The following is a 16,221-nucleotide window of genomic DNA, read 5'->3' on the forward strand; positions in this document are numbered from 1 at the left end:
TATACTTTAACTTTTATAATTCAATTATAAGATAACTCATATTTATTTTAATCTATTTTGTCTTATTAGCAAATGTTTAATTTAAATAAAATTTATCTAGATTTATTTAAATTAAAAAAATAAATCGCTTGACTTAAAGTATACTTTAACCTTTATGATTAAATTATAAGATAACTCGTATTTAAATTAATCTATTTTTTACCGATGTATGATTAATTTAAATAGCAATTACATAAAACAATTAAGTATAATATATAAATTAAATTCTTAGGAGGAATTACAAATGAAAAAAATATTAGTAATCGTAACTAACACATCAAAATATGACACAATCGAAAGACCTACAGGACTTTGGCTTGGTGAAGCAGTTCACTTTGTAGATGTTATGGAAAAAGCAGGTTTTGCAATTGATTATGCAAGTCCACAAGGAGGATATACTCCAATTGATCCTCATAGCTTAACTCAAGACATGATGACTGAATTAGATTGGAAATACTACCAAGATCATAGCTTCATGAATAAATTAGGAAACACTCTTGCTATAAAAGATGTTAACCCTTCAGACTATGCAGCTATCTACTACACTGGTGGACACGGAGTTGTTTGGGATTTCCCTAACGATGTTAAATTACAAGAAGTTGCTTCTAAAATCTATGCTAACGGTGGAGTTATATCATCAGTTTGTCACGGTGTAGCTGGATTATTAAACATTAAAGATGCAGATGGAAACATATTAATTGCTGGTAAAAAAATAACTGGATTCTCAAACAGTGAAGAACAAGCTGTACAATTAGATAAATTTGTACCTTTCTCAACTGAAGATGAAGTTGTAAACAGAAAAGCTAACTATGTAAAAGGTGATGACTGGGGAGTTTTCGCTGTAACTGATAACCGTTTTGTTACAGGACAAAATCCTGCTTCAGGAGCTGCTGTTGCAACTCAACTTATCGAATTATTAAAATAATATATTTATCCGAAAAATCTCAAAGCAGAGCATTATAATGCTCTGCTTTTTTTATAAAGTTTCTATTTCTACATCCATTGCTTTACCTATATTTCTATATATTATCGCCTCTAAAACCTTTTTTAAATCTTCTACTTTTAATTCTTTTATTTCTTTGCTTATAAATAATAATTCATTTACCTTAAATTCTCCAAAACTCTTGTCATCATATACATTATGAAACTTCTTTTTATATTCGGTCATTTTTTTCTCATACTTTTTAAATGATCCTATATTCTCTAATCCTCTCACAACATTCAATCTGTCTTTAGCCTTATTTGGCTTTATTTTTATCATTAATAATTCCTTATTAGTTTTTGAATGCCTATTATTGCTAAGAACTAATATATTTAAATCATTTATTACCCTTAAATTCTTTTTATCAATATATTTTTCATTATATATTCCAACTTCATCTCGTACCCCTAGAAGCTGTAATATTTGCTCTGTCATACTTGGCTTACTTCCTCTGTATCCACAATTAGTATCAAACCAAACTTCATTTCCCTCATCATCAAAGGCTATAAAATTATAATAATATTTTTCTATTCCAAAATCTTCATAATAATCTGTTTTTTCACTATTAAATATTTTAATCTTTTCTATATTTCCAATTTTATTTATAATATTTTTTGCAAACTCTAAAGAACCATTTCCACCTACTTTTCCTGATATAAAACGCATATTATCCCCCCTCTTAGTAAATTTTATTTTTAACTTCTTCTTTTTATTCCCTATAAATATAAAAAAAGCCAAAAACTCATTTAAAGTTTTCAGCTTTTTTCTTATACTGTTTTTAAAAATTTTATATAGAATGTTGTTCCTTTTCCAACTTCACTCTCTAAAGTAATGTCTCCATTATTTTTTCTAATAATAGTTCTACTTAAGCAAAGTCCAATACCAATACTAGCTGGATTTACAGAATTTTCGCCCTTATAAAATCTTTTAAATATATTTTTAAATTCTTCTTTTGGTATTCCCTCACCTGTATCTTTAATCCAAATTATTATTGATATCTCAGTCTCCTCTATTCCGATTTCTATAGTGCCTCCATCTGATGTATGCTCTATAGCATTTTTTATAATATTGCTAATGGCTTCCGCAACCCAATTTTTATCATGATTATACAATACATCTTTATTATTATTAAAAATGATTTTTTGATGTTTTTCTTTTGCTTTTATTTTTAGTGGATTTATAGCTTCTTCAATAGTATTATTTAATGGTGTTTTTTCTTTGTTGTATGTAACCACATTACTTTCTAATCTAGCATATTTTAATAAAGTTAGAACTAACCATTCCATTCTTTCTAATTGCTCTTTCGATGAGTAAATAAAAGTATCTAAATCCTCTTCTTCCATATTTCTATGATCTTGCAATATATCTGTATACATTGATAAAGCAGTTATTGGTGTTTTTAATTGATGTGTTATATCATTTATTATATTTTTCAAATTTATTTTTTCATCATGTAATATTTTTATACTTTGTTGTATTCTATCTTCCATAATATTAAACTTATGAAATAATTTATCTAATACGCCTTCTCTACTGGCTGCTTGCCTATTATGAGTTCTATCAAATTTATTTTCTATAATTTCATCTGCCTTCCGAGCCAAATACTGTATGTCTATAAATAATGGTCGCAAAATTACTAATACTCCAATAATTGATATTATCATTAAAGTTGCTATTGCTATAATTGATATTTTTAATCCTATTGTATTTTTAAATATTGGATTTTCTAAATATTGTAACTCTGTATTATATGAGTATTGGTCTAATATTTTTTTACCATTTTCATAATCTCCATTTTGCTTTCCTGTGATGATTGGAATTATTTCCTCTGCCAAAACTGGATTCTTACCATTTATATATCCTACAATAGCTGTACTTTGTTTAATATAGCCTGTATTAATCTGCATTAAATCTATATTTATTATTAATTGTGTTATTATTCCTGCCGCTATAAACATAATAATTATAAAAATACTTAAACGTATTCTTTCATCCTTACATATGGAAGCTCTCATTATTTTCTCACCACCCTAGATGTCCATTTATATCCCACTCCTCTAACTGTTACTATATATTTAGGATTACTACTATCATCCTCTACTTTTTCTCTCAATCTTTTCATATACACACTTAAAGTATTCGCATCTATAAAATCTCCTTCTATATCCCATAACTTTTCAAGAATAACACTTCTTTTTAAGACATTTGGTGAGTTTTCCATAAGCATGTATAATAGCTTATACTCATTTAAAGTTAAACTTATTTCTATTCCTTTTTTCTTTACTATATGTGCCAGTGAGTCCATCTCAATTTCACCACTTATAAAGAGATTACTTTCTTTTTTTATATTTCCTTTCCGTCTCATGACAGCATTTATTCTTGCTACTAAGCTTCTTATTTTTACTGGCTTAGTCACATAATCATCTGCCCCTAAATCTAACCCTAAAATAACATTTTCTTCTTGATCACAGGCCGTCATAAAGATAATTGGAATATCATTATCCTTTTCTCTAATTTCACTACATAATTCATATCCATCACCGTCTGGTAACATTAAATCTAATAATATTAATCCTATTGATCTATCTATTAACTCTCTTGCCATTTTTAAGTTTATTGCGTGTATAACTTCAAATCCTTCTTTTTTCAAACTATAAATAACAGCTAAGGCAACTGCTCTATCATCTTCTACTAATAAAATTTTCATTTATAATTCCTCCCCTTGCTTACTTATTTTAGCTAGATTTTTAAAATCTAAATCTTTAATCCCCAATAATTTTCCAATAATAATAATTGGTAATAATAATATTATTATTATTAAAATAGCCCAATATGGTGGTACTACTCCTGACATACTTCCTTTAGTAGAGTAATAAATAAACTGTATCGTAATTCCTATAATTGAAATTATTCCTCCACAAATACTAGCATTTTTCCATAATAGTAAACTTTCCATTATTAATATTTTCTTTAATCTTTTTCTTTCCATTCCTAAAAGCAGCATTGTGGCGAATTCTTTTTTTCTATTTTCAGCTAATATATACTCATTATTTATTATGTTTACTATTATAATCATGATTATCGTTATAATACCTAGGTATCCCAATAGCAAACTTGTTTTAAAGAAAAATACATTTTGTTGACCTTTTTCTATTTTATCTGTAAATAGCATTCCATTTTTTAATGCCTCATTTTTTATATTAAAATAATTTAATTCACTTATATTAGATATGTTAATAATTATAGCTACTCTATCTAAATTATTTTCAAAAAGTTGTTCATGATTTTTTACTGTATCTAAAGATATTAATATTCTTAACTGCCTATTATCTGCCTTCTTATCGTATTCCTTTAAATTTTCAGTTTTTATTGAACCAATAACATTTAAAGTCATTTCATTATTTTTTCCTTTTAAATTAATTTTTCCATTTTTATTTAATCCATAAGTCATACTATAATTATTTTTCATCAAAATTGCTGTATTTATTGAATCCATATCACTCTCTTTTATTTTATCTTTTAAATTTTTAAATCTTTTAGGATTACAAATTATAAGTTGTGCATCTTTATTATTTTTTGTTTCCTGATTTCCTTTTCCTAATATTAAATCTTTCCCATCACTTTCTTCACCTAAAACTTTAAGATTTATTATTCCAGAACCTCTCATAGACTTAACACCAGGTATTTTGCTTATATATTGAATGACTTTACTTGATTGCTCTAGTCCATCTCTATCGTAACTTCTCGTTAATACTATTTCTTTTTTCTCATTCATTTTATTATTTTTTATAGATAAATAATAAAGTGACGTACTTAAAGAAAATAATATTACTATTAAACTTACTCCTAAAAAAACTACTCTTCTATGATTTTTATTTATTTTAACTACTCTATTAGCTAAAAAATAATCATAGCTTTTCTTTGCAACCCCTCTTTTAGATAATTTTAATTTTCCTTTTTCTTGCGTTAAACTTTCAACAATATTTTTCTTATATATAGGTAATTTGTATATAGATATTAATAATGATATTCCAGTTAATATAACTATCTGAAGAAATATTATATTAAAGCCCCTCATTTTAATATCTTCCGTTATTCCTCCAAGCCCCCTGGATATCTTCATAATTACAGGTGCTATTGAAAATCTAAAAACTATTAATCCTAAAATACTTCCAACAATACTCGTATATATTAAAAGCTTATAATTTCTTTTAAATGTCATATACATAATTTTTTCTCTTGTACATCCAATATATCTTAAGATTATTAAATCACGTTTATTTTCACGGACTCTTAAATTTAAAGTACAATATATTAAATAAATACAAAAAATATTTACTACTATATCTATAATATAAAGTACATTTCCTTCCTTATTATAGTCAGTAATAGCTTTATTATAAGATATATTAGCATCTGGGTTGTATCTCTTTACAGTTTCTACAAATTTTTCTTTCTTTCTATTATTTTTTAGTTGTATTAATAAATAATCCTTATCGTCTTTTACATCATTAATATTATTTGTTGTCATTCCTTCTATATTAGGTTGTTCAGAATGAAATATTGTATAACTTCCAACAATTTTATATTTGTCCCCATTAACTACTATATAATCACCTATTTTTTTATTAAATATTTTTTCTGCTCGCTCTGTTATCATTATCTCATTTTTTCCTAATGGATATTTACCTGATAATAAATCTATTCTTTTATTTACAAGCTTCTCCATTGAAGTTTCATCAAGTGAAAATAAATTTATTTTTTCTTTTTCCCCTTCAACAGTGCTATTCTCAACATTTTTAATTCTTCCTGAAGTTTTTACTTGTACATTATTTTCTATAGTATCAAATTTATTGTACTTTAAGCCACTTATAACAACTGTATAACTTCCACTTCTCTTATAAGCATTTTCTTTGAGTATATTATTAAATAAGCATAAAGTTCCAACTAAAGATACAAATAGAATATATGTTAAAATTATTCCAAAATTAGCATATATATTTTTTCTTTTACTCTTATTTGAGTTTTTGTTTATTATTTTTGTGTAACTCTCCATGAAGCTCAACTCCTAATTGCCTACTATTTTTCCATCCTTAAGCTTAATTATTCTATCTGCTTCTAATGCAATTTTTTCATCATGTGTAATTATAATTAAAGTTTGATTATATTTTCTTGCAGAGTATTTTAAAAGTTCTATAACTTCCACTGAATTTTTTGAATCTAAATTTCCTGTTGGCTCATCTGCTAAAATTATTTCAGGTTTATTACTCAATGCTCTTCCTATTGCTACTCTCTGCTTTTCTCCACCTGACAACTCCTCAGGTAATTTGTTCTTCTTTCTTTCTAAATTTAAGGACTTTAATAATTCTTTTTTAAAATCTTTATCTAACTTTTCCTCATCTAGTAATACAGGCATTTCTATATTTTCTTCAACTGTTAATGCTGAAATTAAATTGAAGTTTTGAAATACAAATCCAACCTTTCTTAATCTATATAATGTTAATTCTCTTTCATTTAGCTTTGTAATATTTATATTATCTACCAATATTTCACCTTTATCTAAACTATCTACTCCCCCAATTATATTTAAAAGAGTAGATTTTCCTGAACCTGAAGCTCCAATAATTGCTATAAACTCTCCTTTTGAAATAGTTAAATTTATATCTTTTAATGCATCTACTCTTTCTGCCCCTTTACCATATACTTTTGATAAATTTTTTATTTCTATAAATTTCATTTTATCTTCCTTTCTTTTTATAAAATAAAATATTCTGATTTATCCATATACTAAAATAAAGTATGAGAAATTTCTCATACTTTATTCCTTTAATATACCTTACTTTAATCCATTCTCCTAATAAGCTTTTCATTTTTAATAGTATTTTTTAGCTAATACCTTCTTCATAAAATCTGCTATTATTGTACATGTTACTATTACTCCAAAAATCATAATTCCTATTTTAAAAATTTCATCTGAATTTAAATTTATAATTTTAGTTTCATCTTCCATTATTGGTTTTCCTTGTTCTAAGCTAGTCCAATAATTCTTTATTTCAGTAGCTCTCTCTTTTTTTCCTAATATAAAATTCTTTTTATATTCATTATACTCTTTCTCTAAATTTTTTTTCACTTCTAATTCTTCAATATCTTTCATTATTATTGTATTTTCTTTTGCTAATTCTATAATGTTATTTAAAGCTCTATTTTGCCATCCTGCCTCATTTTCAATTATTTCATTATTCAATCTATATTCTAAAACTCTTATTTTAACATTATTATATTCTATTTCATTATCAATTTTCATTAATTCATTTCTTTCTTTTTCTTTAAGTGCAATATTATACTTTTCATATAATGATTTTTGATTTTCTTTTAAGCTTACAAGATCTGCTTGTACATTTTTTTTCCAACTCTCTAAATTAATTTCCTTTTCATCTAAATTACTACTATTTGCTGCAACTAATATTTCTTTTCTCTTTGCTTTATCTTGTATGTTTATTGTCATAGGTATTAAAATAGGGATCATTGAACTAATTACTATCATTACTATTAACTTTTTCATATTTAAAAAATCAAATTCTCTTTTTTTCTGTAATTCTACAAATTTCCTCATATTTTATCTCCCATCTTAAGTTTATTTTGCTAATATTTATTAATTACAGTATAAATTTCTAAACTTACATTTAAGTTATTAGAATCTTACAATCATCTTACAGTTCATGTTTTTTTATAATTATCTTCAAAATTTATTAAAATTTGAAACTTTTTGCTCACTTTTTCGACAAAATATTACATAAAAAAATATCTATGAAATTTTTATTTCATAGATATTTTTTTATATTTTATTATGCTTGCATTCCAATATACATTCCTACGAAATAAGGAATTAACCAAATAATCCATACTACAATACTAAACTTATGGAATACTTTTTTAGCTCTTTCACTACCTTTGTTATATACCCAAGTTGCCCAAACTGCATGAATAAGCATTAAAATAATCGCAAGCATTCCTGTTGTTTGGTGAATCATTAATTCAGCTGGTGTTGTTACTTTATCAGTTCCTGATGCTGCAATTCTTGACATTGTAGTAGTTCCTAAAGTATCACAAACTAGCCCTATCCAAAATATAATTACGTGTTTTTTCTTTAAAGTTTTTGATAAAAATTCTCCCCAAACTCCAATAGTATAAAATACTAATGCTAGTGAAATAAAAATAATTGCTGGTATTAATAGTTTCATAATTGTCCACTCTCCTTAATCTTTTGTGAAATTTCTTCTAATATTGTTTTGAATTCATCTAATTTTGATGATTCAATATTAATAAAAACTTTTTCATATGCTTCATTAAAATATTTCATTACCTCTTTAGCTAATATCTTTCCCTCTTCAGTAAATGAAATGTATGTGTTTCTTTTATCCTCTAAATTTTTTCTTTTTATTATGTACCCTTGTTTATCCATTCTATTTAAAATTCCTGATACAGTACCTTTTGTTAATCCCATAGCTTCACAAATTTCTGAAACTGTCATTTCTCTTTTATGACCTAAGTATCTCATTATATTCATTTGCTGTGGTGTTAAATCAAACTTTTTTAATTGTTTTAATACTGAACTATATATTGTGGAGTCTATATCTTTAATAAGAATGGCAATATCAAAGCTTTTATTAATATTGTTTTGATGCAAAATATTCACTTCCTTTTGGTTTGCATGCAAACTATCTAGTAAAAATAAATATAGTTTGTATGCAAACTATATTTATATAATATCATCTTTAATAATTTTGTCAACCTAGATTTTTTCTTTAATTTTAGTTTAGATAACTATCTATTTCTGCTTATTTTACTCTTATAATAATAAATTATTTTTTTATTAATTTGCTATTTTTTGTTTTAAATAAATATTATTTCTATATCCTTATTTTTTCATTTTTTGTTTCATAATTCTTCTTATAAATTACTATTTTCTTTATATCCATTGTTCATCCCACTAAAATTTATGTTTTTAAATTCTATTTTACTTTCACTTTTTTGTGTGCTTTTTTTTCCTGAACAATATCCAATTCCTATTAAAATTATTATAACTATTAATATTATACCAAGTATTCTTTTTAGCATATTTACACCTTCTTTATTTAGATTATAATAATGCTAGTATGCTCAATATATTAATAATTTATTTTAATTTTTCTATTTATAATATTTGATTTTTTTTCTTAGTAGTAATATATACTCCCACTATTTTTTTTTCTTCTTTTTTTTCCTCAAAGCTAAATTTAATATCTGTTTTAGCATCTATTTCTTTCTGTACATATAATATAACTTTTCTTTTAAAATCAGCATATAATTTATAATTATCACCTATTCTTAATACTTTCTTCAAATAATCAATAGAAATATAATAGGTCTTATTTTCTTCTAACCCTTTTAAAATCTCATATAGCTTCCAAGTATATTTACCTTTTAAATTTTTAACCTCTCCATTATTTATGTTGAAGTAAATTCTTTTTAGTTCTTGGAATAGTCCCACTATAGAATTATTATATTTTAAAAATACTTTATTTTCCTTTAAATTATATTTTATATATGACAAAGGATTTATAATATATTCTTCTTCATTATCATCTAATACATATAAAGTTATTTCATTTATAGATGTTAATAACTTTACTACTTCTTCACTTGATATACTAAAACATTCCTCTAATGTTTTGATGTAAAACATTATTTCCTCATCTAAATTTTCCTCATCTATTCCTACAATAAATAATCCAAAAAATCTTTTTTCAAGATCTGTAATATTTCTACTTATTTTAATGTTGAGTTTTGATAATTGAATTTCTTCTCCATCTACCATAACTTCTCTCCTTAAAGTTTTTTATTTATTATACCACTTTAATATTTTCTTTTGGCATAATTCTTGATGTTATAACTATAATTATTGCAAAAGCACGAATAATTCCTAATGCATAGCCAATATTATTACAAATATTAAATTTTCTCTTTTTATATTCGATTTACTCATTTTCTTCTTCTCCTTAATATGACTTTTTATTATATTAGTCATATTGAACCTTTTATATGACCTTTTCAATTTTTAGTCATATTAATTAATATAAAATTCATATCACCTTTTCAATTTTTAGACAAAAAAATAAAACCCTGAATTCTTTTAAGTTCTATCATCTTAATAAAACTTACTTAATTCAGGGTCTTTACTACACAAACTTTTTCTTTGAATTTTTAAATCTTTCACCTATCATATTTTCAATTGCTAATGTCATTCTTTCAAATATATTATTATGTTTAACTGTCTCTTCACTTATTGCAAATACTTCTTCAACTATTTTTGAATCTCCAAATGTATTGTATTCTGTACAAAGCATTTTTAATTTCTCATATTTTTTTCTTGAAAAATTCTTCATTAAACTAACTGAACATCTTTCTATGTAAGCACCTAAGCTTTCACCTTTTTTTCTTTGAACATCTTTTCCATTATCATCTGAAAAAACAAAATTTATTTCTGCTTCCTTTTCTAATTGTTTAATTAAATTTTTGTCTCCATTTAGTACTATTAACTCCATTAAGTTTGTTTTCATTTCTCTCATTTTTATGTACCTCCAAAAGTTTTTTTCTCTTTGTTTAATTAAATTATATTAGGGTTTCTTCATAGATAATTTATTTTTTAAAGACAATTTGCTTACAAAAAAGTAACAACTTTTTTTACCTATGAATAAATAAGAATACCTGAGATATTTTACTATATATCTTAGGTATTCCATGCTATTTTATATTCTTATTTTTCCATTTTTAAACTTTTTAAAAATATTTCTACTTTTCTTTTTTACATTTTCATAATATATATTTTTTTTGGTTTATTTTCCTAATTTTTTTTTAACTATTACTTAAAATAAGTTTAATAAGCATAATTTTATTTTTTGTTTTTTCTAATTTTTCTTTTATAAAAAGACTATCTATTAAAGTTAAAATTTCTTCTTTATTTAAATCTTCTATTTTCTTAAAAGATTTATTTTCTGTAGTATTCATTATCATTTTTATTTCTTCAAGTAATTCCTCTCTATACTTTTCCTCCATACAAATTTCAAATTTATATGGAATCTTTTTATCTTTCAAAAACCTAATAAGCATTTCTTCTGAGTATTTTTCTTTATCATCCTCTTCAGCACTTAAAAAAAATGGATTTATTTTCAAAGCTACTGCTAACGCCACTGTCATTCTAACTGATATTATTCCAGTTTTTCTAGTTTTATTAAAGCTTCTACTGTTACTAAATCCACCTAGTTTAATTGTTCTTTTTAATTCTTCTCTAGTTATTTTACTCCAGATTTCCTTTAATCTCTCCTTTGTAATTTCTTTATTAATGCTAATATTTTTGCTATTCATTTTCTTTATTAATTCATAGTCAAGCATTTGCATATCATCTCCTCAATTTAAATTATGTTTCTTTGCTTAACTATGTTCTATATTTTTCTATAATGAGACTAAAAGTCTCATTATAGATTATACTTTTCATTTTTTTCTACATCATGATTAATTAATTTATATATATTTATAAGTTTTACACCTTTATTTTTAGTCATTTCATGTACAGAATCTGTAAACTTACTAGTAGCTACAATCATTCCAAATTTTACATTGTACTTCTCTTTAAGCTTAATAATTTTATAGACCTCATGAGCATTTACATCTTTTTCAGTTTTAATACCATAAACTATTGTTTGTATAGTATTTTTTTCTAACAATAATTCAATTTTATTTTTATATGTTATTAGATTTTTTGTTACATATCCCTCTTTAATAAACTTTTCTTCTATATATCTGCTAAACTCTTCGTTTGTAAGTTTATTTATTTCTTCTATTTTCTCTTGTCTTAATATTTCTTCTTTATAAATTAAATACTTTTCCTTTATATTATCAAATATTTTTTTTGTTAAAATTAAACTAATACCACATAATAGCCATACTACTATATATATTATTACCTCTGCTTTTACACCTATCAATATCAATAAAATTACAATAGTACAAACCCCAGTTACTATTGACACTAACATTTTTTTTACTTCATTTAACTCCTCCATCACTTATCCACATCCTAAAATTTTAAATTATCTCTCTTTAAAATTTATGTTTGAATTTCTTAAATTATCTCAAAAAAAGTAACATCATAAAAATTTTAATGATGTTACTTTTATATTTAAAAATTATTCTTTTATTATAGAAATACAATTATATTCTCCACAATCATATTCCTTAATCTCAACATTTTTCTCTTCTGCCAATTTTACTATATGCTTTATCTCTTTACTTTCTATATCTCTTACTAATATTATTCTAGGATTTCTTCTTAATAAAACTCTCGCTGTTTCACCTACACTGAGTTTTATTTTATTTATATCTTTTACTTCAAATTCTTTTTGAATTTTCAAAGCAATATTTTTTGCATATTCTTTTTCTATTGGCTCAAACTTTAATTTCTCTTCTTTTATATTTTCAAACTCTCTTCTTACTTCATCTATAAAGTAATTTGATACATCTAAATCTTCTAAATACTCTAAATATTTTCCTCCATGAAAATCAAATTCCTCTATATACTTTTCATTAACAATAGTTCTACTTACTAGTCCACTTACTGTTGAATTTAAACAACTAGATGCTAGTCCAAAATCTACTCTTGTCCCATAAATTGTGCATAACTTTGCAGGATCTATAAGTACTGCCAAATTATAATCTATCCCCCTCTTATTCTCTCTGTTATACTCATTTATAGAACTTTGTAATTCTTTAGTAATAGACCCTTTGCCTGTCCATCCATCCACAAACTGTATATTACTTTGTGGATAATTTTTTAGTATATGATTTAATGCATTTTTATCTATTCCCTTACCTCTAATTATGGATATACTATAATGAGGTATATCTACGTTATATTTTTGCTTTAGGTATTTTTTTATTAATATTCCAATAGGTGTTCCTGCTCTTGCTAGAGATACAATAACTAAATCATTCTTTTTTTCACTATATATTTTTTCCGAAATTATTGAAACAAATTTTGCAATTTCTTTTTTACTTTCTGATAACATATTAAAGAAAATATCCATTATATTAGTACTTGGCTTTTCTTCTTTTGAAATCATTTCTGAATAGTTTATTCCTTTTGAAATCATTTCTTCTTTTTCTTCTATAGTTATTTCTTTTATGTCAATTTCTTTTAATAAAAATATACAATCATTTCTATAGCTTGTTCTCATATTAAATCCTCACTATTTTCATATTATTTGTCATTTTTATATTTAAATCATCTTCTACTATCAAAAATACCTTATCATAGTTTTCTTCAATTCTTTTCTTATTATAAAAATAGTACTTTACGCCTTTATGATAAAAAACATTCTTACTTTTTATAGTATAATCATCTTTATCTTCGCAAAAAATAGGACTTCTCGTAGTACTTTTATAAAGTACATCTCCCTTTAGATAACTAGCTATTCTACAAGGAATATAGATATTTTCTCCATGCCCAAGTATTAATACCTTATCATTTATTTCAATATCCTTATTTATTTCTTCTGCTATAGTCTTGCATTTTTCTTCTAGCTTTTTTATTTCTTCATAGCTTACTCCAAATCTTCCTGTATCTTTAATATAACTTTCTATCCCATATTTCGTTTCTACATCTATTCTAGGTAATATATCTAAATCTATTACTTTTTCTACCTCTTTTAGTTCTTCTCCATCATTATCTCTATACACAGTTTTATCTTCATTAAATATTTCACCTTTTATTAATGACAATACCTCTATATCAACTTCTTCTTTATGCACAAATTCTTTAAACATATCCACAAATTCTTTTATTCTCCAATCTAAAATTGTGACTATTTTAAACTCTTTTGCTTTTGTTCTCTTTTTTATTTCTTTTATTAAATTAAGCATTGATTTTCCTGTAGTTATTTCATCATCTACAAGTACTATTCTTTTTGCATTTTCTATTTTTTCTTTATTTAAAAGAAAACATTTATGCTCAACTGCATGAGAATGTTCTTCATCAAAATTAAATATAGACTTATATCCTGTAATTTCTTCCCTTGTTGTTGTTACATAATAAGAGTTATGTAAATAACTCGCTACTGTCATTCCAAGTCCTGTTGCTGTTTCTGCAAATCCTAAAACTAAACTTTCTTCTCCATCATCTATTAAATTAGCTAACATTTCTCCAACTTTTTGACACTCATTTGGTTTTATTTCTAAATGTTTTCCTAAAACTTTACTTATAAAAAGAAAATTTCTTTTCTCATTATTACTTCTTTTTCCTAATGATATTAAATCATCTATATTTAAATTAAATTTATTTTCCTTTATTTCTAATCTCATAAAATCCTCCTATAGTAGCTCTATATAGCTTATCCCTTTATTTAATACTCCATATGCTTCTGATCTTTTCAGAATTCTTTTTGCCCAATTCATATGAGGTTTTGCTTCATTCATTTTGTTATCCCCATAACCCTTAAATACACCTTCTTTTGCTTCTATTATTTCTATAGCATCCATATATTCTTCAAATGTTACTATATATAATGAATTAACTATTCCTATTTGCATAGGATGTATTATAGTTTTTCCTATAAACCCATTTTCTTTGTCCATTTTTATTTCTTTAATAAAACTTCTCATTTCTATTGAATCTACATCATTAGAAAAATACTCCCATACTGGTGCTGATATTACATAATCCTCTTCAGCTCTCAAAAAAATATTTAAAATATCACTTAAACAATCTCTTACAACACTAATATCATAAATAATATTTTCACGACTTCTTCGTAATCCAAATTTCGAAGAAAAGTCTGTTCCTCCAACTCTAATATTTAAAACTAATTCTTTATTTTTATCTACTATTTTTTTTATTTTTAATAATTCTTCAATTCTTGTTTCTTTATATAAAACTTTTTTTTCTTCTATTATTGGCATACCATAAAAAATTTCATTTTTTTCTTTATTTAATTTAGATAATATCTCGAAATATTCTTCTCCATTTTCTGAATTAAACTTTGGAAATATAAATCCTGCTATAAGTTTTAATGCCTCATCCTTTGTCTCTTTTATAAAACTTTTAAACTGAGTTATATTTCTTACTCTAATGAATAATAAGGGAATCGTTTCTCCCACTTCCTTGGATAATTCTAATAACATACTTTGTACATTTTTCTCACAAAGCTTTAAATCTTCTTCTCTAGTGGAATCTTCAAAACATATTGATATTGATGATAAATTTTTAAAGCTTCCATCTTTTATCTTCTTATAAAAATTTTTAAATCCATTCATATATAAGTTTGTTCCAATAGAATACTTTAATATTTCTTTACTTATATACTTATCTTTTTTTACAGGCTTTTTAAAAAATTTATTTTCATTTAATTTCAATAATCTCATAGCTTACTCACTTTCCTAATATAATTAACCTTTTTATTAATATACTAATTTTTTATATAAAAAAAGTTGCCCAGTATTTAACTTTAATGACAACTTTTTAAATTTATTATATCATATTATATTTTTTCTTAAAGGATATTTCTTTTAATTCCCCTCTTTAAATACTATTTTTCTTAATATATCTAAAGGAATAATACTCATGGCTAATGTAATAATTACTAACCAATGGAATGGTTCTATAGGTGTACAACTAAATATTTTTCCTCCAACAAAAGTTAGGACTACTTGCACTACTATTATTATTCCCATAACTTTTATAAAACCAGGATTTTCACTAATATTTTCAAAAACATTAGTACTACTACTTCTAACATTAAATCCATTAAAGACTGCTGCTAGTACAAACATTGAAAAATATGCTGTAAGCCTTTGTCCTTCATTTGGAATTAATTCTTTAAAGCCTGGTAACATTAAAAATGCAAAACTTAATATTGTTATCCATGTTCCTGCTATAAGGACACTTTTCATCATTTCTTTTGAAACAATACTTTGAGTTCTTGATTTTGGTTTTTCCTTCATATATTTTCTTAATGCTGGTTCTGAACCAAGTGCTAATGCTCCAAGTCCATCCATTACAAGGTTAATCCATAAAATATGAGTTATTTGCAATGGTTGTGGTAATCCTAAAAATGGTGCTATTGCACATACTGCAACGGCTGCTACATTTATAGTTAATTGGAACTTTA

Annotated in this window: 18 protein-coding genes; 1 reads left to right on the forward strand and 17 read right to left on the reverse strand. The window is 24.4% G+C overall.

Features of this window, described 5'->3' with window-relative positions; all coding sequences use genetic code 11:
* Nucleotides 1-283 precede the first annotated feature (283 nt).
* On the forward strand, nucleotides 284-964 hold the full coding sequence (locus Q0W06_RS12645; RefSeq protein WP_297636097.1) for a type 1 glutamine amidotransferase domain-containing protein: 681 nt from the start codon (nucleotides 284-286) through the stop codon (nucleotides 962-964).
* 51 nt (nucleotides 965-1,015) lie between these two features.
* Here the strand turns inward: Q0W06_RS12645 and Q0W06_RS12650 are convergent, their stop codons facing one another.
* The 17 genes from Q0W06_RS12650 to Q0W06_RS12730 form a co-directional block, all read right to left on the reverse strand.
* On the reverse strand, nucleotides 1,016-1,687 hold the full coding sequence (locus Q0W06_RS12650; protein ID WP_297636100.1) for a hypothetical protein: 672 nt from the start codon (nucleotides 1,685-1,687) through the stop codon (nucleotides 1,016-1,018).
* 101 nt (nucleotides 1,688-1,788) lie between these two features.
* Entirely contained in the window at nucleotides 1,789-3,036 is a 1,248-nt protein-coding gene (locus Q0W06_RS12655) for a HAMP domain-containing sensor histidine kinase (RefSeq protein WP_297636103.1), read from the reverse strand.
* Entirely contained in the window at nucleotides 3,036-3,728 is a 693-nt protein-coding gene (locus tag Q0W06_RS12660; RefSeq protein WP_297636106.1) for a response regulator transcription factor, read from the reverse strand. Before Q0W06_RS12660 ends, Q0W06_RS12655 begins: the two co-directional genes overlap by 1 nt.
* Nucleotides 3,729-6,077, reverse strand: a complete 2,349-nt coding sequence (locus Q0W06_RS12665; RefSeq protein WP_297636109.1) for an FtsX-like permease family protein — start codon at nucleotides 6,075-6,077, stop codon at nucleotides 3,729-3,731. It lies immediately after the preceding gene.
* A 12-nt stretch (nucleotides 6,078-6,089) separates the two neighbouring features.
* On the reverse strand, nucleotides 6,090-6,758 hold the full coding sequence (locus Q0W06_RS12670; RefSeq protein ID WP_297636112.1) for an ABC transporter ATP-binding protein: 669 nt from the start codon (nucleotides 6,756-6,758) through the stop codon (nucleotides 6,090-6,092).
* 135 nt (nucleotides 6,759-6,893) lie between these two features.
* Nucleotides 6,894-7,634, reverse strand: a complete 741-nt coding sequence (locus tag Q0W06_RS12675) for a hypothetical protein (RefSeq protein WP_297636114.1) — start codon at nucleotides 7,632-7,634, stop codon at nucleotides 6,894-6,896.
* Between the two features lie 232 nt (nucleotides 7,635-7,866).
* The gene (locus tag Q0W06_RS12680) at nucleotides 7,867-8,265 is read right to left on the reverse strand and encodes an HsmA family protein (protein ID WP_297636146.1); all 399 of its coding nucleotides are present in this window, start codon (nucleotides 8,263-8,265) and stop codon (nucleotides 7,867-7,869) included.
* Nucleotides 8,259-8,708, reverse strand: coding sequence for a MarR family transcriptional regulator (locus tag Q0W06_RS12685; protein WP_297636117.1), 450 nt, complete (start codon nucleotides 8,706-8,708; stop codon nucleotides 8,259-8,261). The genes Q0W06_RS12680 and Q0W06_RS12685 overlap by 7 nt, the downstream gene beginning before the upstream one ends.
* Nucleotides 8,709-8,971: 263 nt before the next feature.
* Entirely contained in the window at nucleotides 8,972-9,139 is a 168-nt protein-coding gene (locus tag Q0W06_RS12690; protein WP_297636120.1) for a hypothetical protein, read from the reverse strand.
* A 76-nt stretch (nucleotides 9,140-9,215) separates the two neighbouring features.
* Nucleotides 9,216-9,878: a replication initiation protein gene (locus tag Q0W06_RS12695; protein WP_297636123.1), complete on the reverse strand. Its 663-nt coding sequence runs from the start codon at nucleotides 9,876-9,878 to the stop codon at nucleotides 9,216-9,218.
* 361 nt (nucleotides 9,879-10,239) lie between these two features.
* The gene (locus Q0W06_RS12700) at nucleotides 10,240-10,629 is read right to left on the reverse strand and encodes a hypothetical protein (RefSeq protein WP_297636126.1); all 390 of its coding nucleotides are present in this window, start codon (nucleotides 10,627-10,629) and stop codon (nucleotides 10,240-10,242) included.
* Between the two features lie 286 nt (nucleotides 10,630-10,915).
* Nucleotides 10,916-11,458, reverse strand: coding sequence for a hypothetical protein (locus Q0W06_RS12705; protein ID WP_297636129.1), 543 nt, complete (start codon nucleotides 11,456-11,458; stop codon nucleotides 10,916-10,918).
* A gap of 77 nt (nucleotides 11,459-11,535) precedes the next feature.
* Nucleotides 11,536-12,123 carry a restriction endonuclease gene (locus Q0W06_RS12710; protein WP_297636148.1) on the reverse strand — a complete coding sequence of 196 codons (588 nt, stop codon included), beginning with the start codon at nucleotides 12,121-12,123 and terminating at the stop codon, nucleotides 11,536-11,538.
* 123 nt (nucleotides 12,124-12,246) lie between these two features.
* Nucleotides 12,247-13,293 carry a cysteine protease StiP domain-containing protein gene (locus Q0W06_RS12715; protein ID WP_297636132.1) on the reverse strand — a complete coding sequence of 349 codons (1,047 nt, stop codon included), beginning with the start codon at nucleotides 13,291-13,293 and terminating at the stop codon, nucleotides 12,247-12,249.
* Between the two features lies 1 nt (nucleotide 13,294).
* The gene (locus Q0W06_RS12720; protein WP_297636135.1) at nucleotides 13,295-14,416 is read right to left on the reverse strand and encodes a phosphoribosyltransferase domain-containing protein; all 1,122 of its coding nucleotides are present in this window, start codon (nucleotides 14,414-14,416) and stop codon (nucleotides 13,295-13,297) included.
* A 9-nt stretch (nucleotides 14,417-14,425) separates the two neighbouring features.
* Nucleotides 14,426-15,475 (reverse strand): HpcH/HpaI aldolase/citrate lyase family protein, encoded by a 1,050-nt coding sequence (locus Q0W06_RS12725; protein ID WP_297636138.1) that lies wholly within the window; start codon nucleotides 15,473-15,475, stop codon nucleotides 14,426-14,428.
* 144 nt (nucleotides 15,476-15,619) lie between these two features.
* The coding region (locus tag Q0W06_RS12730; RefSeq protein ID WP_297636140.1) for a cation-translocating P-type ATPase C-terminal domain-containing protein at nucleotides 15,620-16,221 on the reverse strand (602 nt) is incomplete at its 5' end.

The sequence above is a fragment of the uncultured Clostridium sp. genome (genome assembly GCF_947072515.1).
Classification (GTDB): domain Bacteria; phylum Bacillota; class Clostridia; order Clostridiales; family Clostridiaceae; genus Clostridium.

Coding starts and splice junctions, on each gene's coding strand:
- Q0W06_RS12690 (WP_297636120.1), bottom strand. CDS start 9,139: ATGCTAAAAAGAATACTTGGTATAATATTAATAGTTATAATAATTTTA.
- Q0W06_RS12665 (WP_297636109.1), bottom strand. CDS start 6,077: ATGGAGAGTTACACAAAAATAATAAACAAAAACTCAAATAAGAGTAAA.
- Q0W06_RS12650 (WP_297636100.1), bottom strand. CDS start 1,687: ATGCGTTTTATATCAGGAAAAGTAGGTGGAAATGGTTCTTTAGAGTTT.
- Q0W06_RS12675 (WP_297636114.1), bottom strand. CDS start 7,634: ATGAGGAAATTTGTAGAATTACAGAAAAAAAGAGAATTTGATTTTTTA.
- Q0W06_RS12655 (WP_297636103.1), bottom strand. CDS start 3,036: ATGAGAGCTTCCATATGTAAGGATGAAAGAATACGTTTAAGTATTTTT.
- Q0W06_RS12660 (WP_297636106.1), bottom strand. CDS start 3,728: ATGAAAATTTTATTAGTAGAAGATGATAGAGCAGTTGCCTTAGCTGTT.
- Q0W06_RS12700 (WP_297636126.1), bottom strand. CDS start 10,629: ATGAGAGAAATGAAAACAAACTTAATGGAGTTAATAGTACTAAATGGA.
- Q0W06_RS12670 (WP_297636112.1), bottom strand. CDS start 6,758: ATGAAATTTATAGAAATAAAAAATTTATCAAAAGTATATGGTAAAGGG.
- Q0W06_RS12715 (WP_297636132.1), bottom strand. CDS start 13,293: ATGAGAACAAGCTATAGAAATGATTGTATATTTTTATTAAAAGAAATT.
- Q0W06_RS12720 (WP_297636135.1), bottom strand. CDS start 14,416: ATGAGATTAGAAATAAAGGAAAATAAATTTAATTTAAATATAGATGAT.
- Q0W06_RS12705 (WP_297636129.1), bottom strand. CDS start 11,458: ATGCAAATGCTTGACTATGAATTAATAAAGAAAATGAATAGCAAAAAT.
- Q0W06_RS12725 (WP_297636138.1), bottom strand. CDS start 15,475: ATGAGATTATTGAAATTAAATGAAAATAAATTTTTTAAAAAGCCTGTA.
- Q0W06_RS12710 (WP_297636148.1), bottom strand. CDS start 12,123: ATGGAGGAGTTAAATGAAGTAAAAAAAATGTTAGTGTCAATAGTAACT.
- Q0W06_RS12695 (WP_297636123.1), bottom strand. CDS start 9,878: ATGGTAGATGGAGAAGAAATTCAATTATCAAAACTCAACATTAAAATA.
- Q0W06_RS12645 (WP_297636097.1), top strand. CDS start 284: ATGAAAAAAATATTAGTAATCGTAACTAACACATCAAAATATGACACA.